Source organism: Acinetobacter sp. ANC 4218 (assembly GCF_002135245.1).
Classification (GTDB): Bacteria; Pseudomonadota; Gammaproteobacteria; order Pseudomonadales; family Moraxellaceae; genus Acinetobacter.
In genome coordinates, this window is record NZ_NEGD01000001.1 from 320595 (window position 1) to 346182 (window position 25588).

The 25588-nt window shown below is 41.9% G+C and carries 23 protein-coding genes and 1 pseudogene; 9 read left to right on the plus strand and 15 right to left on the minus strand.

The genetic code is table 11. From position 1 onward, the window contains the following. Positions 1–16 precede the first annotated feature (16 nt). The gene (locus B9T38_RS01560) at positions 17–712 is read right to left on the minus strand and encodes a DUF1826 domain-containing protein (RefSeq protein ID WP_086195144.1); all 696 of its coding nucleotides are present in this window, start codon (positions 710–712) and stop codon (positions 17–19) included. A gap of 380 nt (positions 713–1092) precedes the next feature. Between B9T38_RS01560 and B9T38_RS01565 the strand changes: the two genes are divergently transcribed. The 8 genes from B9T38_RS01565 (at position 1093) to B9T38_RS01600 (ending at position 6846) form a co-directional block, all read left to right on the plus strand. Beyond that, on the plus strand, positions 1093–2070 hold the full coding sequence (locus B9T38_RS01565) for a KpsF/GutQ family sugar-phosphate isomerase (protein WP_086195101.1): 978 nt from the start codon (positions 1093–1095) through the stop codon (positions 2068–2070). 3 nt (positions 2071–2073) lie between these two features. After that, a complete protein-coding gene (locus tag B9T38_RS01570; protein WP_086195102.1) occupies positions 2074–2613 on the plus strand; it encodes a KdsC family phosphatase in 540 nt (179 codons plus the stop codon). Positions 2614–2654: 41 nt separating this feature from the next. After that, positions 2655–3203: an LPS export ABC transporter periplasmic protein LptC gene (gene lptC / locus B9T38_RS01575; RefSeq protein WP_086195103.1), complete on the plus strand. Its 549-nt coding sequence runs from the start codon at positions 2655–2657 to the stop codon at positions 3201–3203. After that, positions 3187–3753, plus strand: a complete 567-nt coding sequence (gene lptA, locus B9T38_RS01580) for a lipopolysaccharide transport periplasmic protein LptA (RefSeq protein WP_086195104.1) — start codon at positions 3187–3189, stop codon at positions 3751–3753. Before lptC ends, lptA begins: the two co-directional genes overlap by 17 nt. Next, positions 3753–4499, plus strand: coding sequence for an LPS export ABC transporter ATP-binding protein (lptB, locus tag B9T38_RS01585; protein WP_086195105.1), 747 nt, complete (start codon positions 3753–3755; stop codon positions 4497–4499). The genes lptA and lptB overlap by 1 nt, the downstream gene beginning before the upstream one ends. Positions 4500–4661: 162 nt before the next feature. Further along, a complete protein-coding gene (locus tag B9T38_RS01590; protein ID WP_086195106.1) occupies positions 4662–5261 on the plus strand; it encodes an IMPACT family protein in 600 nt (199 codons plus the stop codon). Beyond that, complete coding sequence (locus tag B9T38_RS01595) at positions 5254–5871, plus strand: acyltransferase (protein WP_086195107.1); 618 nt, start codon at positions 5254–5256, stop codon at positions 5869–5871. The genes B9T38_RS01590 and B9T38_RS01595 overlap by 8 nt, the downstream gene beginning before the upstream one ends. A gap of 132 nt (positions 5872–6003) precedes the next feature. Beyond that, positions 6004–6846, plus strand: a complete 843-nt coding sequence (locus B9T38_RS01600; RefSeq protein WP_086195108.1) for a universal stress protein — start codon at positions 6004–6006, stop codon at positions 6844–6846. A 142-nt stretch (positions 6847–6988) separates the two neighbouring features. Here B9T38_RS01600 and B9T38_RS01605 read toward each other — a convergent pair whose 3' ends face one another. The 13 genes and pseudogenes from B9T38_RS01605 to B9T38_RS16920 form a co-directional block, all read right to left on the minus strand. Next, entirely contained in the window at positions 6989–7654 is a 666-nt protein-coding gene (locus B9T38_RS01605) for an O-methyltransferase (RefSeq protein WP_086195109.1), read from the minus strand. Between the two features lie 138 nt (positions 7655–7792). Next, the gene (locus tag B9T38_RS01610; RefSeq protein WP_086195110.1) at positions 7793–8506 is read right to left on the minus strand and encodes a D-Ala-D-Ala carboxypeptidase family metallohydrolase; all 714 of its coding nucleotides are present in this window, start codon (positions 8504–8506) and stop codon (positions 7793–7795) included. 140 nt (positions 8507–8646) lie between these two features. Beyond that, positions 8647–8970 carry a ferredoxin FdxA gene (gene fdxA / locus B9T38_RS01615; RefSeq protein ID WP_086195111.1) on the minus strand — a complete coding sequence of 108 codons (324 nt, stop codon included), beginning with the start codon at positions 8968–8970 and terminating at the stop codon, positions 8647–8649. 200 nt (positions 8971–9170) lie between these two features. Then, positions 9171–11807: a DNA mismatch repair protein MutS gene (gene mutS / locus B9T38_RS01620; protein ID WP_086195112.1), complete on the minus strand. Its 2637-nt coding sequence runs from the start codon at positions 11805–11807 to the stop codon at positions 9171–9173. A 329-nt stretch (positions 11808–12136) separates the two neighbouring features. After that, entirely contained in the window at positions 12137–14146 is a 2010-nt protein-coding gene (locus B9T38_RS01625; RefSeq protein WP_086195113.1) for an esterase/lipase family protein, read from the minus strand. A 132-nt stretch (positions 14147–14278) separates the two neighbouring features. Then, entirely contained in the window at positions 14279–15193 is a 915-nt protein-coding gene (locus B9T38_RS01630; RefSeq protein ID WP_086195114.1) for an ABUW_2363 family tetratricopeptide repeat lipoprotein, read from the minus strand. 111 nt (positions 15194–15304) lie between these two features. Beyond that, positions 15305–16114, minus strand: coding sequence for a serine O-acetyltransferase (gene cysE / locus B9T38_RS01635; protein ID WP_086195115.1), 810 nt, complete (start codon positions 16112–16114; stop codon positions 15305–15307). Further along, complete coding sequence (locus B9T38_RS01640) at positions 16107–16964, minus strand: RNA methyltransferase (protein ID WP_086195116.1); 858 nt, start codon at positions 16962–16964, stop codon at positions 16107–16109. The genes cysE and B9T38_RS01640 overlap by 8 nt, the downstream gene beginning before the upstream one ends. Before the next feature lie 33 nt (positions 16965–16997). After that, positions 16998–20567 (minus strand): DNA polymerase III subunit alpha, encoded by a 3570-nt coding sequence (gene dnaE, locus B9T38_RS01645; protein ID WP_086195117.1) that lies wholly within the window; start codon positions 20565–20567, stop codon positions 16998–17000. A 244-nt stretch (positions 20568–20811) separates the two neighbouring features. Then, complete coding sequence (locus B9T38_RS01650; RefSeq protein WP_086195118.1) at positions 20812–21507, minus strand: methionine ABC transporter permease; 696 nt, start codon at positions 21505–21507, stop codon at positions 20812–20814. Beyond that, entirely contained in the window at positions 21504–22529 is a 1026-nt protein-coding gene (locus B9T38_RS01655; protein ID WP_086195119.1) for a methionine ABC transporter ATP-binding protein, read from the minus strand. Before B9T38_RS01655 ends, B9T38_RS01650 begins: the two co-directional genes overlap by 4 nt. A 73-nt stretch (positions 22530–22602) precedes the next feature. Beyond that, on the minus strand, positions 22603–23475 hold the full coding sequence (locus tag B9T38_RS01660; protein WP_086195120.1) for a MetQ/NlpA family ABC transporter substrate-binding protein: 873 nt from the start codon (positions 23473–23475) through the stop codon (positions 22603–22605). Positions 23476–23981: 506 nt separating this feature from the next. Then, positions 23982–24122: pseudogene (locus tag B9T38_RS16920) on the minus strand (GNAT family N-acetyltransferase); the annotation flags it as partial. 79 nt (positions 24123–24201) lie between these two features. On the opposite strand from B9T38_RS16920, the gene B9T38_RS01670 reads away from it, so the two are divergent. After that, the gene (locus B9T38_RS01670; RefSeq protein ID WP_086195121.1) at positions 24202–25350 is read left to right on the plus strand and encodes a hypothetical protein; all 1149 of its coding nucleotides are present in this window, start codon (positions 24202–24204) and stop codon (positions 25348–25350) included. Here B9T38_RS01670 and B9T38_RS01675 read toward each other — a convergent pair. Then, positions 25318–25588, minus strand: a 271-nt coding sequence (locus B9T38_RS01675; protein WP_143222633.1) for an IS3 family transposase, incomplete at its 5' end; no start/stop codon positions are given. The genes B9T38_RS01670 and B9T38_RS01675 overlap by 33 nt on opposite strands.

Sequence of the window (25588 nt, forward strand, 5' to 3'; positions counted from 1 at the left end):
TATATCTCATCAATATTTAACAGATCAAGAGAAGTCTATATTCACCTGCTTCATGAGGCGCTCTATGCACACAAGGTAAAACGGGCTGTGTTGGATGATCGACTGCCAGGCGCCAAAGATGTCCTTGACCTAAATTGATCGGGGTTGCATCCGCTTTGGGTGCATAATGTAAATCAAAGAAATATTCTTCCAAGAAATTTTCGAACTCGGCTTCTGGACCGTCATATAAATTTTTAAGCTTTGCTCTTATTTCTGGAATCAGAATCTTTTGTTCAACCTGATTGTTTGGCAAAATATCACTGGCACAACCATAATAAGTACATAAAAAAGTATCTGTTTCTATAGCTGAGCGGTCAACATGGTAGGAATACACATCTGTTGAAATGAAATCCAGCTCTTCATCCCGTTCATAACTTTTAAGTAAATTAAGAGAAGGGGATGCGCCGAAATCAGTTAATAGCTGTATATCCCTTAAGATCATTTCCCGAGCCAGATGACCTTGTTCGGAAAGTTGCAGTGCTAAAAGATCTTCAATAGAAACTTCGGTAATATTCTCTTTTAATTCAAGTTTGGTAACAATTTCTTTAAAATCCCCAGCTAGATTTCTATACCAGCAAAGGGCATTCATATTTCCTTGAAACTTCGAATTGACCAGTTCAGGAAAAGTGGAAACCACGCCAATTTGCTCGTGATCAGAAAGTGTATTTTTCATATTAGAATTAAATAATAAAACCATGTCTAATAATATAACTCAGCTTGGTATAAATGAAGCAGGATGAATGAAACACAACACCTACGCATCAAGTGGCTGTTTGCAGCTGGAATAACATGAGTTCATACAAATAAGAATGTATATCAATTCAATATCTTAAGATTGCTATAGGATACTGGCCAAACCTGAGGTTAGGGAAGCTGAGGTTCGCTAGGAAATTAGGCAAGTTCATGACCATCATTTCTACACAATTCGTGGAATCTTGTACATTTAGAAACGTGACATTTGCATAGATATGATAAAATTGCGAAAATTATTTTTTGCTTGATTGAATCAGCTCTGTATAGAGTAAAGGTAAACCTATTTTGAACCCCTCAAATATGCCAAATCAAATAGACTTTCAAAAAGTTGCACTAGAAACTTTGCGTATAGAAGAACAAGCCCTGGAAATATTGGCAACGCAAATTGATGATCGTTTTAATCGTGCCTGCGAAACCATTTTGCAGTGCCGGGGACGTTTAGTCATTACTGGTATGGGAAAATCAGGGCATATCGGCCGTAAAATGGCAGCAACGTTTGCTTCTACAGGTACGCCATCATTCTTTATGCATCCGGGAGAAGCGGGGCATGGTGATTTAGGCATGCTGGTTCCTGGCGATGTGCTGATTGCCATTTCTAACTCGGGCAAGAGTGATGAAATCATGATGCTGATGCCTTTGATCAAGCGTCTGGAAATTCCTCTAATTACTATTAGTGGTGATGACAAAGGTCCTATGCCGCAAAATGCCGATGTCGCTTTAACCCTGGGAAATATTCAGGAAGCCTGTCCACTGGGTTTGGCTCCGACTTCAAGCACCACGGCAACTCTGGCTTTAGGTGATGCCTTGGCAGTTGCTTTACTGGATGCACGTGGTTTTACTGCTGATGATTTTGCGCTGTCTCATCCTGCCGGTGCATTAGGTAAACGCTTATTATTACATGTCGAACACCTCATGCACACAGGTACAGAATTGCCAAAAGTCTCTCCAGATACACCAATGAATCAGGTTTTATACGAAATTTCAAACAAACGCCTGGGTTTAACCACAATTGTCGATCAAAATGACGTACTGCTCGGGATTTTTACTGACGGTGATTTACGTCGTTTAATTGATAAGCAACAAGGCTTTGATGTGAAATTGCCGGTTTCTGAGGTCATGACTAAAAATCCATTGACCATTTCGCAAGATGCGCGTGCGGTTGAAGCTTTAGAGCGCATGAACGAAAAGAAAATCAATCAATTTGTTGTTGTAGATGATGTAAATAAGGTCATTGGTGTGATTAGCATGCATGACCTGATTCAAGCCGGGGTAAATTAATAAATGGCATCTTATATTTTATTGGAACAGGCACGTTATGTTGAAGCCTTGGTTCTTGATGTCGACGGGATTCTGAGTGATGGTTTTGTCACCCTGACCAATACTGGGGATGAAATCAAGTCCTTTGATATCCGTGATGGTTTAGGTATGAAACTCGTACAGAAAGCCGGTGTAAAAGTCATTATTATTACTGGACGTAAAAGTAATATTGTGGAAAAGCGCATGTCTGACTTGGGCGTAGACCTGGTTTTTCAGGGTCGTGAAGATAAAGGTACTGCATTACGCGAAGCCTGTGCCCAATTGAATGTTGCTCCAGAAGACTGTTTGTATATAGGTGATGACTGGCCTGATCTTTCGGCATTTGCAATTGCAGGTATGAAAGTGACTGTTCCCAATGGTCATGTTGAAGTTCGACGCCGTGCTGACCTTGTAACCCAGGCCATGGGTGGTCGTGGTGCAGTGCGTGAAATCTGTGACATGATTCTGATGGCTAAAGGAGCTTATGAACAGCTACTTGAAACCTATACCGCTGCCCCACATTAATTGTTAAACCATTCATTGAATTTGAGTTAAGTACCACACTTATGGATACAAAAGTTTTATACCTAACTGCTATAGCAATTGCAGCTATAAGTGGTGGTTACTACTATTACAGTGGTAAGGGCAACAAGCTCGAGGTTGACTCAGCCAGAAGCATGACCTATTCCGCTGAAAAAATTAACCTGACTCAAACCGATGACAACGGTAATTTGTATGCCCGTGCTCAGGTCGATCGTATGGAACAGGACATGCAAAAAGAAACGGCCAAACTCGAAAACCTGAATGCTTCCCTGTATAAGAATGGCGCAGTTGATGCTACTTTTTATGCCAAAGTGGCGAACAGTTATGATGATAATCAAAAGGTGATTCTGTCGGGCAATGTTGTGGCGACCAAGTTGATGCAACAGGGCAAAATGCAGTTTCAGACTCAGGAATTAACCGGATATCCTGACACTCGGGAAATAGAGACAGATAAACAGGTCATTGTGCAATCTCCGCAAGCTGAATTTGTAAGCCAGGGGCTGAAAGCCAATTTAAATGACGGTCAATACGAATTTTTTAATATTCGAGGAAAATATGAACCACAATCTTAAGCTTACATTGCCTAAAACCTTGCTTAAACAAGCAGCTTTAGCCGGTTTGGTTGTATTCTCGTCGGCAGCTGCATTTGCCATTCCATCTGACCGAAATCAGCCTATTTCATTGGTCGCCGACCGTGCAACCTATAATGAAAAAACCGGGGTGACGACCTATAGCGGGAATGTCATCATCGAACAGGGCACCATGAGATTGCAAGCCAACTCTATTGTTGCCAATCTCAACAGTCAAAAACAGATTAGTAGCATTACAGCGACAGGCGGTCCTGCACGTTTTCAACAGCAAACCGAGGTCAATAAAGGCTTGGCGAAAGGTCAGGCACAAAGGATTCTTTATAATGCCCAAACAGGCATTATCACCTTGTCCGGCAATGCATTTTTACAGCAGGATGGGGCAAGTATTCGCGGTAATACTTTGAAATACAGCATGAATAAAGGTGATGTTGAAGCGACGGGTACACCGAACAATACTGGCTCATCTTCAGGTCGCGTACAAATTATTATTCCACCATCTAGCTCAAAAACGTTTCCAGGAGCACGTGATTAATGGATCAACCGCTAAATCAGCCCCAAACATTATGTATTAAACATCTGGCAAAAAACTATAGTAAAAGATGGGTTGTGAAAGATGTCTCTTTTCAGATGCAGAGTGGACAGATTGTAGGCTTACTTGGTCCAAACGGTGCGGGTAAAACCACCAGTTTTTATATGGTGGTGGGTTTAGTTCGGATGGACAAAGGCGAGATTCATTTGGATAATCTTGATTTGTCAGACTTGGCTATGCATGAACGTGCCCGTAAAGGCATTGGTTATTTGCCGCAAGAAGCCTCAATTTTTAGAAAACTGACGATTTCTGAAAATATTATGGCGATTCTTGAAACCCGTAAAGATTTGAACAAGCAACAGTGTCAACAGCGTTTAAATGAATTACTGGCAGATTTTAAAATCACGCATATTAAGGATTCACTGGGAATGAGTGTGTCTGGTGGTGAGCGTCGCCGTGCTGAAATTGCCCGTGCTTTGGCTGCTGATCCTAAGTTCATGCTGCTGGATGAACCTTTCGCGGGGGTCGATCCTATTTCTGTAGCGGACATCAAGGATATTATCCGTGAACTTAAAGACCGCGGAATTGGTGTACTGATTACTGATCATAACGTACGGGATACATTAGCGATTTGTGAGCATGCCTATATTGTCAGTGAAGGTGCGGTAATTGCAGAAGGTACACCGCAAGAAGTGCTTGAAAATGACACTGTGCGCAAAGTCTATTTGGGTGAAGATTTTACTGTTTAATTAAAGTTTAATCAGAATGATTTAATCTTATAAATTACAGTATCATTTAAGTTTAAATATTTTTAATTCTTAAGAAACCTTCTTTTATAGGAGGTTTTTTTGTATCTGCAAGTGGTTCAAAACAGGCTATACTGCTGCTGTATTGTTATTTATTCCAGATTTATGCCATTTACGATTGCCTCATCCGTTACTTTCGAAGAAGACATTAAAAAAAGTCGCTTTCAGGCGATTGCTGCACCAGTCGAAAATGAACAGGATGTCAAAAACTTTTTAGAGTTCCATAAAGATATCACCACCACACATCAGTGCTGGGCCTGGAAAATTGGTCATAATGTTCGTTTTAATGATGATGGTGAACCATCAGGTACTGCGGGAAGACCGATTTTGGCAACCATTGAAGGCAATGAATTAACCAATATCATCGTTCTGGTCAATCGCTGGTTTGGCGGTATTAAACTCGGAACGGGCGGGCTGGTTCGGGCCTATGGTGGTTGTGCAGGGCAGTGCCTGGTACTGGCGGAAAAAATTGAACTGATCGAAAAAAAGAAAGTCAGCTTTGCCTGCCATTTTAATGAATGGGCTATTTTTCAGTATGAGTTGAACCACCAAAACATCGAATTTCAAGAACAATATACTGCCACAGGCGTACAGGTCGAAGCCTTGTTACAAGTTCATCAAATTCAGCCTTTGGCACTGAAAATTCAGGATGTGACTCGCGGACGTGAACAACTGAAAATTGTAGAAGATCCGAACCATGACTGAACAGGATCCGCTATTAAAATATCGTGAACAGCACAAGCATCGTTTGAATTACATGCCGTGGCTGTACTGGTCATTAAAACCGAAAAATCGCGGCTGGGCAGAACAGTGGCAAAAAGAATATCAGGCTTATTTGATGGAAATGGAAACTGTCGAAATTGGTGAAAACTGTTTTATTTCACCGCTGGCCCATATTTTTGCCGAGCCAGGCCGGAAAATCACGATTGGTGACAATACTTTTATTGCTGCAGACTGTACTTTGCATGGTCCTTTAGAAATTGGCAATGAAGTGGCCATTAACCATCACTGTATTCTCGATGGTGGGCGCATGGGGATCAAACTGCATGATCAGGTCCGTATAGCTGCATATTGCCATTTATATGCCTTTGACCACGGGATTGAACTTGCACAGCCCATTTACCAGCAAGCGGTACGTTCTCGGGGCATCGAGATTGGGCAAGATGTCTGGCTGGGCGCGCATGTGGGTGTTAAAGATGGTGTTAAAATTGATGCTCATGCTATTGTCGGCATGAACAGTATGGTCACAAAGAATGTTGAAAAGGCAACTATTGTTGCAGGTAATCCGGCCAGATTTATTCGTCATCGGGATTAAAAAATCCAAGAAAATGAAGATGAATCAGGGAGTAAGTTTAATTACATAAAAGCATGCACAGCGGTGAAGAGTTATGCTAACTTAAAATAACAATTAGACTTAAAGCCTGTATGGGCGAAAAGCGAGGCGAAAATGAAACGTGTAATCGCTTGTATTGATTCTTCTCCATGTGTAAATGCAGTGGCTGAAGCTGCGGCATGGGTTGCAAAGCAGACACAACGTGAATTGGTACTATTACAGGTTTTAGATTATTACCCGGCTAGTTATCATTTGGGGGAAATTAGTGGGGTGATCGGGTTTGAAAGTAATGCAATGTTACTGAAAGAACTGGCAGAACTTGAACAAAAACAAAGTGAACTGGCACTGGATTACAGCAATAATCTTTTAACCCATATTTCTGACATGATTCAGCAGAAGTATCAGATTAGCGCCTCACATCTGCAAGAAAAAGGCGATTTCCTGGAACAGAGTTTTCATGTGCTTAAAGAAGATGACATCGCCATTATTGGCCGGGTCGGAGAGCATTCTGCGGAACGAAACAAACCAATAGGCAGTAATGTAGAAAATTTTATTCGTGGTGCAAAATGTACCGTAATGACCGTCGGGGAACAGTTTAAGCCACCCACACGATTCATTTTTGCCTATGAATATTCACCAACCTGCGTTAATCTGATGAAACGTGTCGCACAAAGTGATTTATTAAGACTCTTACAGTGCCATCTGTTATATGTAGGTGATCATCCGGAAATACTGAATGAACCTTCGCAGTATTTACGTGATGCCGGGATGGATGTGGTGACTGAATACCGTTATGGCGATGTTTCGGAAAATATACTGGAATACCAAAGTGAACATGGCATACAACTGATATTGCTGGGTGCATTTAGTCACAGCAAGATTCGCCAATTCTTTTTGGGAAGTGTGGCAACCAGTATATTCCGAAATTCAAGCGTACCCTTACTGGTGGTGAAATAACTGAGTCAACACCTAACAGGTTTGATTAATAATTACCCATAGTTATCCGCATAAGTTGTGGATAACTATATGGACAGTATCTGTAAATTATTAATAAAAAACAAAAAAAATAAAAAGATTGTTTTTTAACCTTTGTGTCATATTATTTCACTATGGCAAGCGCAAAGCCATCATGTCCTTTGCTACCAACTGTTTGTAATGCAGTACAGGACAAAATTCGAGGATGGTCTTGCAAGGCGACAAACATATCGCGAATACCTTCAATACTAGGTTTGTGGTTTGCAGGATTAATGATCTCGCCAGCACGAATCACGTTATCGAGCACAATAATAGTCCCTGAATGGGACAAGTTTAAGCTGAGTTCTAGATACTCTGGATAACTCTGTTTGTCGGCATCAATAAACACAAAGTCAAATGGTTCAAAATCTGCAGGCAATGCCTTTAATACATCTGCTGCACGCCCCACTTTAAGCTCAATGGTCTGCGGAAGTTTGGCATTATCGATATTTTCCTGACCCAAAGCTGCATGAGTATCACGACCCTCAATGGTCAGAATGTAGCCATCTTCTGGTAGCGCACGAGCCAACCACATTGTACTGTAGGCAGCAAAGGTACCCAGTTCCAGTACACGTTTGCACTTGTTCATCTGAATCAGCATTTGCAGCAGCATGCCCTGATTGGGCGCGACTGCGAGGTGATCTGGAAAACCTTTATCTTCAGTATTTTTTAATGTCTGTAGCAGAATGGGGTCTTCTGGAATTAAATGTGAATCGATGTAAGCATCAATCTCTGTCCACATTTGTTGCATAGTCTGGTCACCTGTGTTGCGATGCATGCATTTTAAACCTTTCCATTCAGAGTGCAATTTATCGTTTTGATTTATTGAAAATAGGGCAATAAAAAAGAGATCAGCAGGATCTCTTTTTTTTTACCGCAATACACGATTTTAAAAATTACACATTGAGCTGTGGCGTGAGTGGTCTGGACCCCAGGTGCGGTAACCTTGAGTATCAATATGGATTTGACCAGAAGCATATAGCCCAAGTCCCATATTCAGGCTTTGTCCGTACTGCACCCAGAATTGACATAATTTAAATTTGCTATTTTCAATAAATGCATAATCTTCTGCTTGGGGCACTTCAGGCCCAATACGGAAATCGATCGCCGAATTAAATAAGTGGCGTGATGAATTTGCGCCACCGGCACACTGGTTAAGTGACAAATCCCGGTAAACGGAGGTTACTTCAAAGTCAGTAAGCACTTTGGCAGCAACCAGATATTTAAAGACTCTCAAAGTTGCAATTTGATTGTTCCACAATTCACGGTTAGGAATCATATATTGGGGACGGCCGCATTTTTGCCAGTCACGGGCAGAACGCAACAATTCGAAACTTGGGATAATATTGCCGACACCATTACGTTCCAGAAAATTTTCATATTCACGGACACGATGTAAATTATCGCCGATGGCAATCCATGAATTATAAACATAAGGTACTGTTTTAGGTGGAATTGGGCGTTCAAGGCTAATGCGTTCTTGAGGAATGAAGATCCGTTTTCCATGGGGCATTTGCCCTTGTTTCTGAGGAGATGTGCTACATCCAATCATGACAAGTGGGACCAAGCTCAAGCCCAGTAAGCCCTTTAAAACATGCTTCATTATAGAAATCAGATATTTATAAATACATGCTATTTTAATCTAATTTGAAGGATAAAATTTGAAAATATTGCAATCAAATGTTTTTTTAAGTATAAAAAAAGATCAGCATAGGCTGATCTTTTTCAGGCTCAGAAACAGTCTTATTTTTCCAAGTATTTTAACTTGTCGGCTTTCCCGTTCCATTCTTCGCGATCGGCAGGCTGGTCACCAATTTGAGTGATGTTTGGCCATTTTTGTGAAAGCTCAGCATTCAGTTCAATAAAGACTTCCTGACCTTCAGGCAACTCATCTTCCGAGAAAATAGCATTTGCCGGGCATTCAGGTTCGCATAATGCGCAGTCAATACATTCATCTGGATTAATCACGAGGAAATTTGGACCTTCGTAGAAACAATCTACCGGACAAACTTCTACGCAGTCTTGGTATTTACATTTAATACAATTTTCAGTGACAACAAAGGTCATGGCGACAGCTACCTAAAAAATATGGTTCTAGTTACTCTTGCTGTATTTTAGGCAAAAATGCTGCTAAGTAACAATTGCTTTTATTGATATTTATTATATATAAGGCTGTTAATTTTAGTAAAAATTGAATATTTCATTAAATATATGTAGTAAATGAAAAAGACTTCTATTTAGAAGTCTTTTTCTGGCACAGATTTAAATTAGCTTTCCAGGGCATCTTTTAAAGCATAAATCTGTTGCAAGGCTTCCCGGGGAGAAAGATTGTCTACATCCAGCGATCTTAACAAATTTAGTGCAGGGCTATCTTTTTCAATTTCCACTACACGTTCAATAATTTCTACAGCCGGTTCATCGATCGCACTAAACAAGTCATTTTGTACTACCTTATTGACCTGTTGATGTTGCTGTTTTTCCAGAATCTTTAACCGATTTTGTGCTTCTTTAATCACACTGGCAGGAATACCGGCCAGTTTTGCTACCTGTAAGCCATGGCTTTGACTGGCAGGGCCGTGCTGAACCTTGTGTAGCAGGATTAAATTACCGTTCAGCTCCTTGGCTGTGACATGATAGTTATCAATTCCTGATTCCTTGCCCAGTTCAGTCAATTCGAAATAATGAGTCGCAAACAGGCACAGGCACTTAATCCGTTTGCTCAGGTCAATCACACAAGCCCAGGCTAGAGACAAACCATCATAGGTACTGGTTCCGCGTCCGACTTCATCCATCAGTACCAAAGACTGGTTGGTGGCATGATGCAGAATTTGCGAAGTTTCGGTCATCTCCACCATAAAGGTCGATTTACCGGTCGATAAGTCATCTGCTGAACCAATACGGGTAAATACACGGTCAATCGGACCTAATACAGCAGATTTGGCAGGTACATAGCATCCACAATAGGCCAGTAAACTGATCAGTGCGGTTTGACGCATAAAGGTGGATTTACCGCCCATATTCGGACCGGTCACAATGGCCATACGGTGGTTAAAGTCCAGTGTGGTATCGTTCGGGGTAAAAGCGGTTTTACTTAAGGCTTCCACCACAGGATGTCGTCCTGCAACAATTTTAACCCCAATTTCAGGGCTGAATTCTGGACGGGACCAGTTGCGTAAACGTGCCTGATGGGCAGAATTGGCCAGCATGTCAATCTGGGCAATAGCACTGCTCATCATTTGTAAATTGCCGATGTCCTGACGTAATTCATCCAGCAGCATTTCAAACAGCATTTTTTCACGCGCGAGGGCACGTGATTCGCTTGACAGGACTTTATCTTCAAAAGATTTTAGTTCTGGCGTGATATAACGCTCGGCATTTTTTAAGGTCTGGCGACGGATGTAATGATCTGGTGCTTGCTCGGCTTGAGCGCGGGTCAGTTCAATATAGTAGCCACTGACACGGTTATAGCCAATTTTCAGGGTTGAAATACCGGTATTGGCACGCTCTTGAGTTTCCAGATCAATTAGGAACTGGCCCGCATGATCACGGATTTTACGCAGCTCATCCAGTTCACTGTCAAAGCCTTCTGCAATGACATTGCCATCACGGAGTAATACTGGTGGATTTTCGACAATCGCAGACATCAGGCGTTGATGCAGGCCATTAAAATCACCCAGCTCATCTGTCAGTTGCTGAATCAGAACGGATTGTTTAGTCTGCGTCATTGGCTGTAGCGCATGGCGTAAAAAAGGAATTTGCGCACAGGCCTGACGTAGTTGTACCAGATCACGAGGACGTGCACTGCCTAAAGCGATACGACTCAGTACACGTTCAATATCGCTAATTTCTTTCAGGACCAGACGAATCGGTGTTTCATGATAACCGCTCAACATAGCGGCAATGGCATCCAAACGGGCATCCAGTATTTTGGTGTCGCGTAAAGGCTGCATCAGTGTACGGCTGAGCAGTCGACTGCCCATGGCGGTCTGGCAATCATTGATCAGCTGGAACAGGGATGTACCATGTTCAAATAGAGGTTCAACCAGTTCCAGATTGCGACGCGTGACCGGATCTAAAGCAATAAAGTCACTGCTTTGTTCCAGCTGAATCGAGCGGATATGCGGTAAAGCAGTTTTCTGCGTTTCTTTGGCATAATGGATCAGTGCCGCTGCCGCTGCCTTGGCCAACGGTAAATGATCAATCCCAAAACCAGAAAGGGTAGCGACCGCGAACTGGTCACATAAGGTTTTTTGCGCATTATTCAGGTTGAAATCGACATTCGGACGACGGGTCACAGGGCAGTCGAGCTGTTTTTTAATCTGCTCAATAATATTGGGATCGACAATATCTTCATCTACCACAATTTCACTTGGCATTAAGCGGGAAAGTTCAATTGCCAGTTGTTCGTGATGAAACTCCTGTTGCTGTACCTTGAAAATACCGGCACTTAAATCCAGCAATGCAATACCAATCTGGCCTTGCTGCAGGCAAAGCGCAACTAGATTGGAAGACTGGTAGCTGTTCAATAGGGCATCATCGGTCAGGGTGCCCGGAGTGATGATACGCACCACACCGCGCTCTACCGGACCTTTACCAGTAACTTCACCCAGCTGTTCGCAAATGACCACAGTTTCGCCTTTTTTGACCAGACGGGCCAAATAGCCTTCAGCGGCATGATAGGGAACGCCTGCCATGGGAATCGGTTCGCCATTGGCCTTACCGCGGTGGGTTAAGGTAATCCCCAATAATTTGGCGGCTTTATGGGCATCGTCAAAAAACAGTTCATAAAAGTCACCCATGCGATAAAACATCAGGGAGTGCGGATGCTGCATTTTGACGCTCATGTACTGCTGCATCATCGGCGTTAAAGTGGAAAGATCAGCCATGATTTCCGGGTAACTCATTGAGGTAAAATCCTTAAATATTTAAATACATCTCATCGTTAAAATTTGGCTGTCTCACCAATTTCAAATTTATGCATGAAACGATATGCGTTAAATCCTAGACTCTGGCTTTGTTCTTGTTGTGATTTTCAAGCCAACCCGAGCTATGGAAAAACGCTGTTTCATTTGCTCAGACATCTTATCAAATTTGCATGAATTGCGAAAAATGCTTTGCAGTAAATGGATAAAAATTAGGAGAATAGTTTGACGGGTTTTATCGCAGTGCTGATCGTACCGGCAAGTGAAATGATATTGCCGGTTGATACGAAACTGGAGAACTCAAGCGGACATTAGGGCTGATGCAGACTGAGCTTGGTTAGATGTAGACGCAAGATACGACGCAATTCTAAAACAGCTTCTGGTGTTTCCTGAATGGAATGACCGCCTTTAATAATTTTTTCCGAAATAGCACCCTCCAGATGGGCACTCTTATAGGGCACTACGTCATCAGTGATCACATGGATATCATTACTGTTGGTGATATTGCCAATAATGGAATGAAAGACCAATCCTTTACGCGGGTTAATGTCTTTGGTCAGTTCAATAAACTTGGACTGATAACTTAAATCACTCGGTCCATTTTGAATCAGGCCATGATCAATTTGTTGTAACAGCTCTTTCAAATCCAGATCCTGAGTTTGTATGCTATCGCTAATCGCAGAGAGGAAAGCACCGGGAATACGGATGATTTTACGTGCCGCCTTGGTAAACCAGCGATCGGCATAATCGGTTCCCCGATGCGGGGTGGCCAGAAAAATCGCCCGAGAAAAATTAGGAATGTCCTTGATGACCAGGCGCTGCGAAATAATCGGTAATTTCTGAAACTTGTTTAACTGGCGATTATTCATCATGGATAAGGCTTTTGGGGTCACGTCTGTATCACTGACCAAAAGTCGGGCAATAATGCCCCCCATACTATGTCCGACCAGTACGGCATCCTTTTTTGCAGCAGCTTTGGCATCGACCTGAGCAAAGGCCTGAGTCAATAGGGCATAAATCTGGAAACGGCTTTCCATAATTGGCATATTGGTTGAATAAAACACCTGCCAGACCTGAAAATTTTCCCGTAGTACCGTGTCCCCCATAATATCGTTGGTCAGACGAATCCATGCTTCAGGGCTGCTGGCCAGACCATGGATTAAGACAATCACTTTTTTATTCGGATTATAAGGTTCCAGCATATATAAATGCGGCATGGTGAGATGATCATCACGGTCAATCAGGGTTAAATAGGCTGCCCGACCGAGATTGTTTTGTGCCAGCCATAAGCCATAAGGCGTAGAAAAGTTTCCAGCCAGCGGATAGGTCTTGCCGGCCATATTGACCTGATCGTATTTGTACGGATCAAAGGCTTTTATTTCAAATTCTGCATTGTTTAAAATATCTTCTACACTGCTGGCTGCTTTAGGCTGGGCAGTCAGGGTTGCGGCTAAATAGCGGGCCTGATGAATATTCGGATTGACCCCGTTTTTGTAGCTGAAATTCATCGGGTCGATAATATATTTATTTTTTCCTTCGCTAATACCATCCTTGACCTGCGGTAGAACCAGGACGAATTCTGAGCCAAAACCATCGCGACGGTTAATGGAACGTAAGCCTGAAAAATTCAGGTTATAACTGGAAAGCAGCTGCTCGATTTTCTGATTTTTCAGTTGTGGATAGTAATCAAAGTTGATCTGATAAATACTTTTACCCACCTTGACCTGTGGCTCAACTACAGTAGGTTTATGACGCAAGGCATAAGCAGTTACCAGTTTGGCCAGTGCTAAATTATAAAAGTCACGTATTTGCACCTGCCGGTTGTCAAAAATGCGGTCTTTGGGCTGTCGTTTGGTTTTAAACATGTAGGCATAGCTGTAGCGGATACTTTTATCCAGCATATACAGTTGCTGATCCAGACATTGATCGTATGTGACTTGTAGCTGTTTCTGTTTTTCTTCGGATCGGGTACTGGCTAAAGTACTGGTTTTACAGTTAGAAGAATTTTCAAATTCCAATGCTTTGGCCAGGTAGATTTCACTGGAGGTAGAGAGCAGCTGTTCGTCCTGAATTTGCGGAATCTGTTGCAGTTCCTGAATACACTGGTCGGGTTGGTCGGAACAGATTTTAGCTTCACGACCGGTCATGGACAGCACGTTTAAACTGGCTTCACTCAATTTATTTCGGGTAAGGATACTTTCACGTTCATTGGCAATGGTGACATTAATGCCCTGGCTTTTGACACTGACAATTTGACAACCTGTAAGCAGATAACTACTCAGCAGTGAGGCAAATAAAAGCTGATATATTTGTTTTGGCATAAAGTATGTCTACGTGAGTATTTGTTTGAATTTTTCTTCATCATACGATGATTCTTCTAATTTTCAATTCGTACATATAAAAATAGACCGTTTTGAACGGTCTATCTGAAAGGCGAATGGACAAAGTAAAAATTAAGACGTTTTAGCCGGATTAAGTACTTGCCATACATTCCAGCGACCTTGCTTTTCAATTTCGGCAATTAAACGGTCAGCCACTTCAGCTTCTTGTGGATATTTCACTTTGTAATTTTTTAAGACCTGAATCGCATTTTTCTTTTGTTCCATGGCAATGTAATTGTTTGCCGCAGATAAATAGGCTTCCTGCACACCTGCCTTCATGGCCTTGTCTAAATAAGGAATAGCTTCACGTTGACCACCACCTTCAGATAAGCCAAAACCGAACCAGAAGTTTGCCTCGGCATCTTCTTTATTAATTTTCAAAATGCGCTGTGCATAAGTTAAAGACTTGGTGGTATAGACTGAACCCAGGTCCAGGTTACGTGCCATAACACTGGCTTTAAATGCACGGATCAGCACATCAAAAGAGGCATTGTCTTTAGATGCCAGGGTATCAAGCTGTTGAGTCACTTGTTTCAGTTTGGCTTCAAAGCCTTTACGTTCCTGACGTTCGGTAAAACGGGGCGGATAATGGCGTGCCTTGCCTTCTACCAGCTGCAAGAAGTCATCAATTTCGGTGATATCTACTTCATTGTCACCGGCAATAACCGCATATTTTACATTCCGTTGCTTGCTGTTCACGGTAGGAATAATCAGCTTGTTGACATCAAGCATCACTTTTTTCTTTGGATCACCCGGCAGTGTGACTTCCATTTTGGTTACCGGCTGTGCAGCAGCTTTTTGTAAGGCAATTTCAAATGGAGGTGGGGCATCATAGTTAAATGGATTTAGTGCATAGAATGGCGCAGTCAATTCAGGTTCAGTGAAAATGATCGGTGCATTGGAATTTTTATCTTTTGTTGGTGTCGAGCTACAGGCTGAGAGTAAAGAAACAGCAATCAATGTACATGCCAAAGGCTTAAGGGTCATAGGGGTCATCCGTTCATTTAATTTTAAAATTAATTAGTAGGTATGTTCCTCAGTCTAAAAAAACTTTCAGGAACATACAAGTCAGGGCTTGTTAATATTCAGGACAGCGGTTCAGGCTTTGGATTGACTGCTTTGCGCTTCGCATTCACGGCGAACGTCCTCCATAATTTTTAATTCTTCTGCACTAAAAGGTTGTTCATTCTGCTGCTGCTTTTTAAATGAAGGATCAATCACTGATAAACGCTGACATAGGGTATTCATACGTTTTTCATTGAGCTGAATCCGGTCCAGTAGTACGCGCATGCCATCCAGAATCGGGTCAGACTGATCCTGTGTGGCTGCATAAGGCTGAAAGCCAATACTTTCTGCATAATCACGACGGCGGGCTTCTTCTGCGTCTTTAGGCTTATCTTTAGTAATAAAGCGCGCCGGGTTTCCTACAGCAGTCGTATTCGGTGGAACAGCCTTGGTTACGACGGCATTGGAACCGACTTTGGCATTTTTACCCACGGTAAAAGGGCCCAGAATTTTGGCACCTGCACCAACCACCACGCCATCTTCCAGCGTAGGATGACGTTTGCCCTTGTTCCAGGTGGTACCGCCCAAAGTGACGCCGTGATAGAGCGTGACATCATCTCCAATTTCAGCCGTTTCACCAATTACTACACCCATGCCATGATCGATAAAGAAACGGCGCCCGATTTTGGCACCCGGATGGATTTCAATGCCGGTGGCAAAACGGCTAAAAGAAGACAGCAGGCGAGCAGAGCCTTTACACTCTTTTTGCCAAAGTTCATGGGCAATACGGTGCATGATCAGTGCATGAATGCCGGGATAGGTAGTGAGAACTTCTAAAGTGTTTCGTGCTGCAGGATCGCGCGCGAATACAGCTTGGATGTCTTCTTTGAGCTGTTTAAGCATTGGATTGATCCTCTGAAGAATCGGTTGTTTTGTCTGTAGATTTTTTCCATGTACCATTGTTCAATGCCTGTACACGGCTAAAGATGCCACGCAGTAAATGATATTCCATACGATCTAATTGTATACGTCCAAATAAACGACGCAAGCGTAAAGGCAATAATCGTGGGTTTTTCGGGTCCATAAATTCAATTTCGGCCAGCATTTTTTCAATATGTGGGTAAAACTGTTCCATCTGTTCATGCGTTACCAAAGGCTCATCCCACTGCATGTCAATGTCATCGGTGACATGCATGGTGGCTTTAGGGTCTTCCGCCTGTTCAGTCAATGCCATGGCAGCCATACGCATTTCATAGCAAATGACCTGAATGGCCTGAGCAACATTCAGTACGCCATAATCGCTATTGACCGGAATGGTGACATGATAATTGGCCATCGCCAGTTCTTCATTGGTCAGACCGCGATCTTCACGACCAAATACAATCGCAATTTCCTGTTTGTTCTGTACCACAGCTTGCAATGATTTTTCTGCAGCAGGGCGGGCATCGAGTAAAGGCCAGGGAATGGTGCGGTTACGTGCACTGGTACCAAAGACCAGATGACAATCCTTAATCGCTTCTTGCAAAGTCGGCACAATTTCAATCTGTTCAATCAGATCGGTTGCGCCTGCGGCCAGTGCATCAATATCAGGATGCGGATAGATTTTAGGCTCTACCAGTACCAGTCTGGATAGGCCCATGGTTTTCATGGCACGTAAGGCGCTGCCGATATTGGCAGGCAAGGTAGTATTGACCATGACAATACGCACATGAGAGAGATGTGCGGAAACCACAGCATTGTCAACTTGACTCATAAGGTGTCCGATTTGAATTTAAATATTTAAAAATTAAGAATATTGAGTGGCTTCAGCCTGATACATATCCATCGCTTCATCCATGCTCACATTGGCTGGAGGCGGCGGGACATTCGCAGGCATGGCCTGCTCGTAACTCACAGCTTTGGCCGCCTTGGATTTGACCTGATATTCAATATGAATTACGTCTTTACCAAAATAGTCACGTAATTTCGTCAGTAACTCATCCAGTGGAGCCACCTTCCAATTCAGGCCCAGGTTGATATCAGCAGAGGCATAGGAATAATCAATGTGTAATTGCATCGGGATATGATTGCACATATCGACATTACAGAATGGCATTAAGATTTTGCGTAAATCCTGACTGAGTGAAGGGTTGAGATGTTCCGCGTTCAGCTTGATTTGAATACTGTTGGCACGTTTCTGACGAATTTCATTCAGGCTAAAGGCTTTGGTCAGGCGTCCCATAGGACGGTCAAAACCTTCACGTTCATAAATTTCGCCTTCAATCACCACCACTTTTTCATTTTGAATAATGTCTTTAAAGCGTTGGAAACGTTCGTGATTGGCCGAGACTTCTATACGTGCAGTGCCATCATCCAGAGTAACCATCATGCGGTTCGGGAAGTTGGCGACATCGACCACCAGACCGGCAAATACGGTAGTCACACCACGGCGTGTAGGGGTGAGCTCATTAATACGTGCAGGAATAAAGGATTTAAGTTCTGGACGATACACATCAATCGGATGTCCGGTTAAATACAGTCCCAAGGTGTCTTTTTCACCTTTGAGGCGAACTTCATCTGACCACGGTTTGACCGGTTTGGCTGGTTTGCGCTGAACTTCCTCAACTTCACCGAATAAATCCATGATGCCAGATTCACGGTTTGAACGTGCCTGTTCTGCGGCTTGAACCGCTTCAGGAAGTTGCGCCATGAGGTCAGCACGTTCAATGCCCAAACAGTCCATCGCACCTGCACGGATGAGTGCTTCAAGGGTACGTTTATTGATTTTTTTCAGATCGACTCGGTGGCAGAAATCAAACAAATCTTTATAAGGACCATCCTGTATGCGTGAATCAATCACCGACTGCATTGCAGCTTCACCCACGCCTTTAATTGCACCTAAACCATAGACAATGGTATTCGGACTGCTGGCATGGAAATTATATAAGGACATATTGATAGATGGCGGAAGAACTTCCAGACCATTAATACGGCAGTCATCAATCAGGAACACGATGTTGTCGGTGTTCTGCATTTCCGAGGTCATTACCGCAGACATAAACTCTGCAGGATAATGTGCTTTTAGCCATGCGGTCTGATAAGCAACCAGGGCATAGGCGGCAGCATGTGATTTGTTGAAACCATAACCGGCAAATTTTTCCATATAGTCGAAGATATGGTTGGCGGTCGCTTCATCAATATCTTTTTCAGCAGCACCTTTAATAAAGATCTGGCGCTGCTTGACCATTTCCTCAGGTTTTTTCTTACCCATGGCACGGCGCAGTAAATCCGCACCGCCCAGACTATAACCGGCACAGAACTGTGCAGCCTGCATCACCTGTTCCTGATACACCATAATCCCGTAGGTCGGTTCCAGAACTTTTTCCAGTAATGGGTGCAGGTATTCAAACTCACCGCCATGCATACGATGAATAAAGTCAGGAATCAGGTCCATTGGACCCGGACGGTACAAAGACACGAAGGCAATAATTTCTTCGAATTTGCTTGGACGTGCTTCCTTGAGCATTTTTTTCATGCCCACGGATTCAAACTGGAATACCGCAGTGGTGTTGGCGTTGGCAAAGATTTCGTAGGCCGGTTTATCATCCAGTGGAATATAGGAAATATTGACCGGTTCTGTGACATCTGGACGCGCATTGATATGCTTAATCGCATCTTCAATTACGGTTAAGTTACGTAAACCCAAGAAGTCGAACTTGACCAGACCAGCTGCTTCGACATCGTCCTTATCGAACTGGGCAACACGGTTAGTTCCGTCGGCATCACACATTACAGCTGAGTAGTCGGTCAGCTTGGTCGGTGCAATCACCACACCACCGGCATGTTTACCGGTATTACGGGTAATGCCTTCAAGTTTGAGTGCCATTTCCCAGATTTCAGCGGCATCGTCATTGTCCGGGTTGGACGGATTGGTGACAATATCCTTGAGCTGCGGCTCAGCTTCCAGCGATTCTTCCAGACTCAAACCCAAGGGCTTGGTTGGAATCATTTTGGAAATACGGTCCGCCAGACCATAGGATTTACCTAAAACACGTGCCACGTCCCGAATTGCACCTTTGGCCGCCATGGTCCCGAAAGTGGCAATCTGTGATACCGCATCTCGGCCATAAGTACGTGCCACATAGTCAATTACGCGGTCACGACCGGCAATACAGAAATCGACGTCAAAGTCGGGCATCGACACACGTTCCGGGTTCAAGAAACGTTCGAACAGCAGGTCATAACGCAGTGGATCCAGATCGGTAATTTTTAAGCTATACGCCACCAGTGAACCGGCACCTGAACCACGGCCCGGGCCGACAGGTACACCGTTACCTTTGGACCATTGAATAAAGTCCATCACGATCAGGAAGTAACCGGGGAAACCCATGTCGAGAATAATCTTTACTTCGAAGGCTAAACGCTCGTCATAAGGTTTACGGATTTCCGGCCAGTCTTCACCGCGCTTTTCAGGTGGATATAGGAAGTTAAGTCGTTCTTCCAGACCTTGTTCGGATAAATGTGCAAAGTAGGTATCAATGGTATGACCTTCCGGAATTGGGTAGTCCGGTAAGTCATTAAAACCTAAGCGTAAAGTCACATTACAACGCTTGGCAATGTGGTAGGTATTTTCAATGGCTGTTGGAATATCTGAAAATAGTTCCGTCATTTCTACAGCAGTTTTAAAGTACTGTTCAGGGCTATAGGTTTTAGGACGGCGGTTATCACCCAATACATAACCATCGGCAATACAGACCCGGGCTTCATGTGCTTCAAAATCATCACGTGTAATGAAGTGTACGTCGTTATGGGCGACCACGCCTATATTGTATTTTTTTGCAAGTTTGACAGCTTCTTCAATAAAGGCATCTTCATCAGGACGGTTGGTACGGGTCAAAGCTAAATAAACCCGATTGCCGAATTTTTCAATCCATTCTTGAAGGAGGGGTTCAGCTTTATCTGGATTTGATGTGATCAGCATTTTGCCAACATCAGATTGCATGCCCAATAGCACAATCAGGTCTTGATGCTGATCTAAAATCCAGTCTTTTTGTACACAAGGAATATCGAGTTGCTGACCTGAAATAAAACCTTGAGAAACCAGTTCGGTCAGACTGCGCCAGCCTTTATTGGTCATGGACAATAATGTCACACGATGTTCAGCATCATTCAGGCGGATTTCTGAACCTAAAATAGGTTTAATGCCTTTATCCAGACATTTTTTATAGAATTTTACCGCAGCATGCAGATTGGACAAGTCGGTAATGGCCAGTGCTGGCATTTCATCATTTGCAGCAGCTTTAATTAGATCAGATATACGTACGATAGATTCTGTAATGGAAAATTCTGTATGTATACCAAGATGAACAAAGTGCATAAATGAGTCCCTGCAAAAACCACTGGATAGTTTAGCATGCTCTAGGAAAAGTCATGGATTATTATTTAGCTAATTCAAGTTCAAAATTGACTTTTTAAGTGTGATGAATAGGTGATTAAAATCATATCAGTAGGTTAAACGAACTTGAGTCCTCCTAATATTGATTGGAAGTGAAGCTGTGCTTAAAGCTTAATTCTGAATATAAAAAAAGCCCTCAATCGAGAGGGCATTCAATAATAGTATTTTATCTTAATCGTGACAGCCATTCACCGAAGGTTTGTACAAATTGCACCAGCAATAACAGTACAATCACGGTCAAAATGACCACACTGGTATCAAAACGCTGGTAACCGTAGGAAATGGCCAGATCGCCAATACCACCGGCACCGACCGCACCAGCCATCGCCGTTGCACCAATCAGGCTAATGGTTGCCGTAGTAAGGTTTAAAATCAGCGAACTGCGTGCTTCAGGCAAAATAAACTTGAAAATAATTTGCAGGGGCGAAGCACCCATGGCTTGCGCTGATTCGATAATACCTTCATTCACTTCAAGCAATGAAGTTTCAATCAATCGACCCATATAAGGACCAATATAAATGGTCAACGGCACAATTGCCGCCCATGTACCAATTGATGTTCCCACCAGCAATTTGGTCAGCGGAATAAAGGCAATCAGCAGAATAATAAAGGGCAAGGAACGCAGTGCATTTACAATCGGGTTTAAGCCATGATAAATCACCCGGTTTGGTAAAATGCCTGCCGGACGGGTCACCAGCAAAATGATGGCCTGAATAAAGCCCCAGATACAACCAAACAGCATGGCAAAAAATACCATATGCAAGGTTTCTTGCAGTGCGGTAACAAACTGGTCAATCGAAAGTGAGCTTTTCCAGTAAGGTGCCGTAATTTCAGTCAGCCATTGAACAATTAAATCTCTCATGCGCTGACTCCAGACTGTTCAACTTTGACCCCATTTTGCTGGAAAAATGCAACAGCTTGCTCAATTACCACAGGATCACCTAGCAGCTGGACAAACATTTGTCCAATCACAGAGCCGTTAATTTCAGTCATATTGGCAAACAGAATATTCAAGCTGATATCAAACTGTTTAATGGCTGCCTGTACCACGGTTTCTTGTGCAGATGTACCCAAAAATTGCAGGCTATAAATGCTGTTATGATTTTTGTTTTCCAGGCTATTTAAAATATTCACCGGTAACTGTTGTTGCAGCACGGTTTGAATAAAACTTTTGGTGGTAGGATGCTGTGGCTGACTAAAAATTTCCAGCGTCGAACCGGTTTCGATCACTTTACCCTGTTCCATTACCGCCACATAATCACAAACAGATTCAATCACATCCATTTCATGGGTCACCATGACAATGGTAATGCCTTGTTCTTTATTAATCTTTTTAAGCAAATCTAAAACAGATTTGGTGGTTTGCGGATCCAGTGCCGAGGTCGCTTCATCACAGAGTAAAATTTTAGGATGATTGGCGAGGGCACGGGCAATACCGACACGCTGTTTTTGACCGCCAGACAGTTCATCCGGATAAGCATCTTTTTTATGCTTAAGATCGATAAACTCGAGCAATTCTGCCAAACGTTTTTCACACTCGGCTTTGCTCCAGCCCAACAATTTCATTGGCATTTCAATATTGGCTGCGACAGTTTTACTCTGCAACAAATTAAAATGCTGAAAGATCATCCCGATGTTGGCACGTTCCTGACGTAATGAGCGTGCATCCAATGCAGTAAAATCTTTTTGATTAATGATGACTTGACCATCATTTGGTCGTTCCAGCAAATTAATCAGGCGGATTAAGGTACTTTTACCCGCACCACTATAGCCAATAATGCCAAAAATACTGCCATCTGGAATCTGTAAATTAATTTGATCCAAGGCACGAATTGTTTGACCTTTAAGCTGATAATGTTTTGAAATATTTTTAAATTCAATCATATGGTCAAAAACTATCTATAAAAAGAAAAACAGGCAAAGAGACTTTGCCTGTTTAGATAAACCAATTATATTACTATTTCGAGTCAGTGAGATAGCTAATCGGTTTATTTACGTCAACTTTGGTACCGCCAAATTTCTGTTGCACAAATTTTTTCACGGCTTCAGAGTGGTAAAGCGCACCTACTTTTTGCAATACTGGGTCATTTTGACGACCTTCTGCAACAGCAAGAATATTGACATTCATTTTGGTGCTTTGGTCGATTGGCTCATAATAAATAGAGTCTTTCAGCACATTTAAGCCACCTTCCATTGCCAGAGTATTACCCAAAACAATCGCATCGACTTCATCTTTTACACGTACAGCAGTGGCCATCTGAATTGGTTTGATCACAATTTTTTTGTTGTTTTCAACAACATCGGCAGGGGTGCCTTTTACGTTGTCAAAATTAGTTTTTAATTTAACCAAACCGGCAGATTGAAGTAACAATAATGCACGTGATTCATTTGCACCATCGTTAGGAATGGCAATCGTTGCACCTGTTTTGAATTCATCAAGTTTCTTCACTTTACTTGAATAAATACCCATTGGTTCCAGGTAAGTGGTAGAAAGCGGAGCAATCTTGTCTTTATTAGATTCGTTAAAAGCAACTAAATAAGCATAAGACTGGAAGGCATTTACATCAATTTCTTTATTGGCTACTGCCGTGTTCATAGACACATAGTCAGTGAAGTTTTTCACTTCTAGCTTAATACCCGCAGTTTTGGTTTCAGGAAGTGTGGCAATATAACGCCAAACTTCTGCATCCGAACCTGTAGACGCCATAGTGACCGTTTGCAGACCATTCGCGTCTTTTGTTTGAGCTGCATTATTTGCAGGCGCTTCTTGCTTACCACAGCCAGACAAGCCAACTGAAAGACCTAAAACAAGACCAAGGAGCTTTTTCATGTATATGTCCTAGTAAATTTAATTTGGCGATAAATTTACGAATATGTCATTGGAGAGATTAAATCAAGTGTGAATCAGATCAATTGATTGATGCAGATAACTTTAAAATGTCCCATTCATCAACGCAATTGGATATCGGTAGCATCATGGAGAGATGTTTTTTGTTTGAAAAAAGCAAATTGCTGTAATCAAACAATTTTCATGATGACTTATTCCTAAAAATTGGATACATCATAACAATTTTTTTTTATGCATAATAGTGATTATAAATCTGATATTTAGCTTAATTTTGCATAAAAAAGTGAGACGTTTTTATAAATTAATTCATAAAACAATAGATTAAATTTATTGAAATGAGTAAAACTGATAATTAAAGAATTTTGTTTCTATATAAATTTTTTGAAAATACAAAGCTAAAAAATGGATAAGTGGCAATTTCATATTTTTAATATTGTTTCTTCAAGTTTACGAAGTCTTGTCGCTTAAATTCAGGATAAAAAGAACAAAGCGATTGCTTCAGTCGCATCGAGTTTTTTTAGAAAGTAGTGTATGACTTTGTCATCTGCACACATTTGGATAAATGGGGTAGTGTCGGAGTCTTGCCACTGGCGCAGGATGAGGTGAGGGGGTTGGAGGTGTATTTTCATAATCTAAATATTTGAAGTACTACTATTAATGCAAATAACTACATGATAAAACAAGTTGATTTTTAGATGAAAACAGAACATGAATACAGAAATAAAAAGTTTCTTTGCTGAATGTTTAGAAGAATATACTAACTTCTCTCAAAATGATTTGATCAGTGAATCTAAGATGATTCATTTTGCTAAAGATAGAGGGATAGCTGTTTCTGGAGTGGTAAGAGGTGATCTAAGTAAGTTTGTAGAGTTTGGTTGGGTCTCTAAAGACAGTGAAGAGGATTATTTCCATCTTTTTAGAATGTATCCTTTTGTATTGGCAATTGATTTGAGAAATTTAAAAATTAAGAATCAAGAGTCAGTTGCTTCTGATTCAATGATAGAGAAAATACGGTTAGCGGATGAAATTAGTTGTTTAGCCATTCTATTGGAGCCTTTATATTGGCCTAAAATTATAAATCAGACAACTTTTCCATCCCCGAACTGCTCAGCTCTTAAAGAATTTGAATCACAGCTAAGACCTTATAAAGAGAGAATTTTAGAATATATTAAACAACTAGATCCTGAAATTTGGCAATCTTATCATGAGCGTTTAAGAATAGAAGCTGCAAGACTTGATGATAATCATGAGCTCTATATTTTGTTAAGACTTTCACCATGGGTTAAAAGAAAAAATATAAAAGGCAATATTGGAGGTGCTTTATGGCTTCGGCATATTGCTGAAGTTATACGATTAGCTTTTGAAGAAGTGCATGGTGTTCAGTGGAGTGAAGAGGATGAAGCTTTTGGTATTTGGCGTGAGGGTGCGAAGACTAAATTATATGGCTCTGAAAGACCAATTCAAAATGCTTTAACAACTAGACCTCATATTGCATTTGAATTTGGATTACATACAGGAAGTACTGTAAGGTGGTATGTAGAGGGTGAAACTGAATATCAAGCTGTATTATATGCTTTACCCAAAGCTGCTTTAAGTGGTATTGAAATCATTAATTTAAAAGGTGTTTTTAAAGAAAAACAAAAAAATATGTTGCGATTGGAGGAAAATTTACTACAGGATAAAATCTTACGTAGGTTTGTATTTATTTCTTGCGATAATGATGTTGAAGCCAATTTAAAGTTTTTAAGAGAACAAATAATTAAAGATAATATTGTTGGTTATATAAATTGCAATTCTCCTGATTTCGAATTTGAAAATTTGATCCTAGACAGTATCGTGGACAACAAGTCCCTCTAAATTCTTACAATATTTCTGCTCAAAGGCTTCTGGACTTAACCAGCCGTTTGCAGAATGCCTTCTGACCCGATTGTAATAAATCTCAATATAGTCAAACAATATAGCATTAGCCTCTTTTCGAGTGGCAAACACACTGCCATGTATCACATGACCTTTCAATGTATGAAAGAAGCTTTCGGTTACTGCATTATCCCAACAGTTCCCTCTGCGTGACATACTTTGAATACACTGGTTCGTC

Excerpts from the sequence above, each read along its gene's own strand:
- B9T38_RS01610 (WP_086195110.1), bottom strand. The coding sequence starts at position 8,506 with ATGAAGCATGTTTTAAAGGGCTTACTGGGCTTGAGCTTGGTCCCACTT.
- B9T38_RS01570 (WP_086195102.1), top strand. The coding sequence starts at position 2,074 with ATGGCATCTTATATTTTATTGGAACAGGCACGTTATGTTGAAGCCTTG.
- fdxA (WP_086195111.1), bottom strand. The coding sequence starts at position 8,970 with ATGACCTTTGTTGTCACTGAAAATTGTATTAAATGTAAATACCAAGAC.
- B9T38_RS01600 (WP_086195108.1), top strand. The coding sequence starts at position 6,004 with ATGAAACGTGTAATCGCTTGTATTGATTCTTCTCCATGTGTAAATGCA.
- B9T38_RS01670 (WP_086195121.1), top strand. The coding sequence starts at position 24,202 with ATGAATACAGAAATAAAAAGTTTCTTTGCTGAATGTTTAGAAGAATAT.
- cysE (WP_086195115.1), bottom strand. The coding sequence starts at position 16,114 with ATGCTTAAACAGCTCAAAGAAGACATCCAAGCTGTATTCGCGCGCGAT.
- B9T38_RS01655 (WP_086195119.1), bottom strand. The coding sequence starts at position 22,529 with ATGATTGAATTTAAAAATATTTCAAAACATTATCAGCTTAAAGGTCAA.
- lptC (WP_086195103.1), top strand. The coding sequence starts at position 2,655 with ATGGATACAAAAGTTTTATACCTAACTGCTATAGCAATTGCAGCTATA.
- lptB (WP_086195105.1), top strand. The coding sequence starts at position 3,753 with ATGGATCAACCGCTAAATCAGCCCCAAACATTATGTATTAAACATCTG.
- dnaE (WP_086195117.1), bottom strand. The coding sequence starts at position 20,567 with ATGCACTTTGTTCATCTTGGTATACATACAGAATTTTCCATTACAGAA.
- B9T38_RS01590 (WP_086195106.1), top strand. The coding sequence starts at position 4,662 with ATGCCATTTACGATTGCCTCATCCGTTACTTTCGAAGAAGACATTAAA.
- lptA (WP_086195104.1), top strand. The coding sequence starts at position 3,187 with ATGAACCACAATCTTAAGCTTACATTGCCTAAAACCTTGCTTAAACAA.
- B9T38_RS01595 (WP_086195107.1), top strand. The coding sequence starts at position 5,254 with ATGACTGAACAGGATCCGCTATTAAAATATCGTGAACAGCACAAGCAT.
- B9T38_RS01625 (WP_086195113.1), bottom strand. The coding sequence starts at position 14,146 with ATGCCAAAACAAATATATCAGCTTTTATTTGCCTCACTGCTGAGTAGT.
- B9T38_RS01630 (WP_086195114.1), bottom strand. The coding sequence starts at position 15,193 with ATGACCCTTAAGCCTTTGGCATGTACATTGATTGCTGTTTCTTTACTC.
- B9T38_RS01650 (WP_086195118.1), bottom strand. The coding sequence starts at position 21,507 with ATGAGAGATTTAATTGTTCAATGGCTGACTGAAATTACGGCACCTTAC.
- B9T38_RS01605 (WP_086195109.1), bottom strand. The coding sequence starts at position 7,654 with ATGCAACAAATGTGGACAGAGATTGATGCTTACATCGATTCACATTTA.
- B9T38_RS01565 (WP_086195101.1), top strand. The coding sequence starts at position 1,093 with ATGCCAAATCAAATAGACTTTCAAAAAGTTGCACTAGAAACTTTGCGT.
- B9T38_RS01640 (WP_086195116.1), bottom strand. The coding sequence starts at position 16,964 with ATGAGTCAAGTTGACAATGCTGTGGTTTCCGCACATCTCTCTCATGTG.
- mutS (WP_086195112.1), bottom strand. The coding sequence starts at position 11,807 with ATGAGTTACCCGGAAATCATGGCTGATCTTTCCACTTTAACGCCGATG.
- B9T38_RS01660 (WP_086195120.1), bottom strand. The coding sequence starts at position 23,475 with ATGAAAAAGCTCCTTGGTCTTGTTTTAGGTCTTTCAGTTGGCTTGTCT.
- B9T38_RS01560 (WP_086195144.1), bottom strand. The coding sequence starts at position 712 with ATGAAAAATACACTTTCTGATCACGAGCAAATTGGCGTGGTTTCCACT.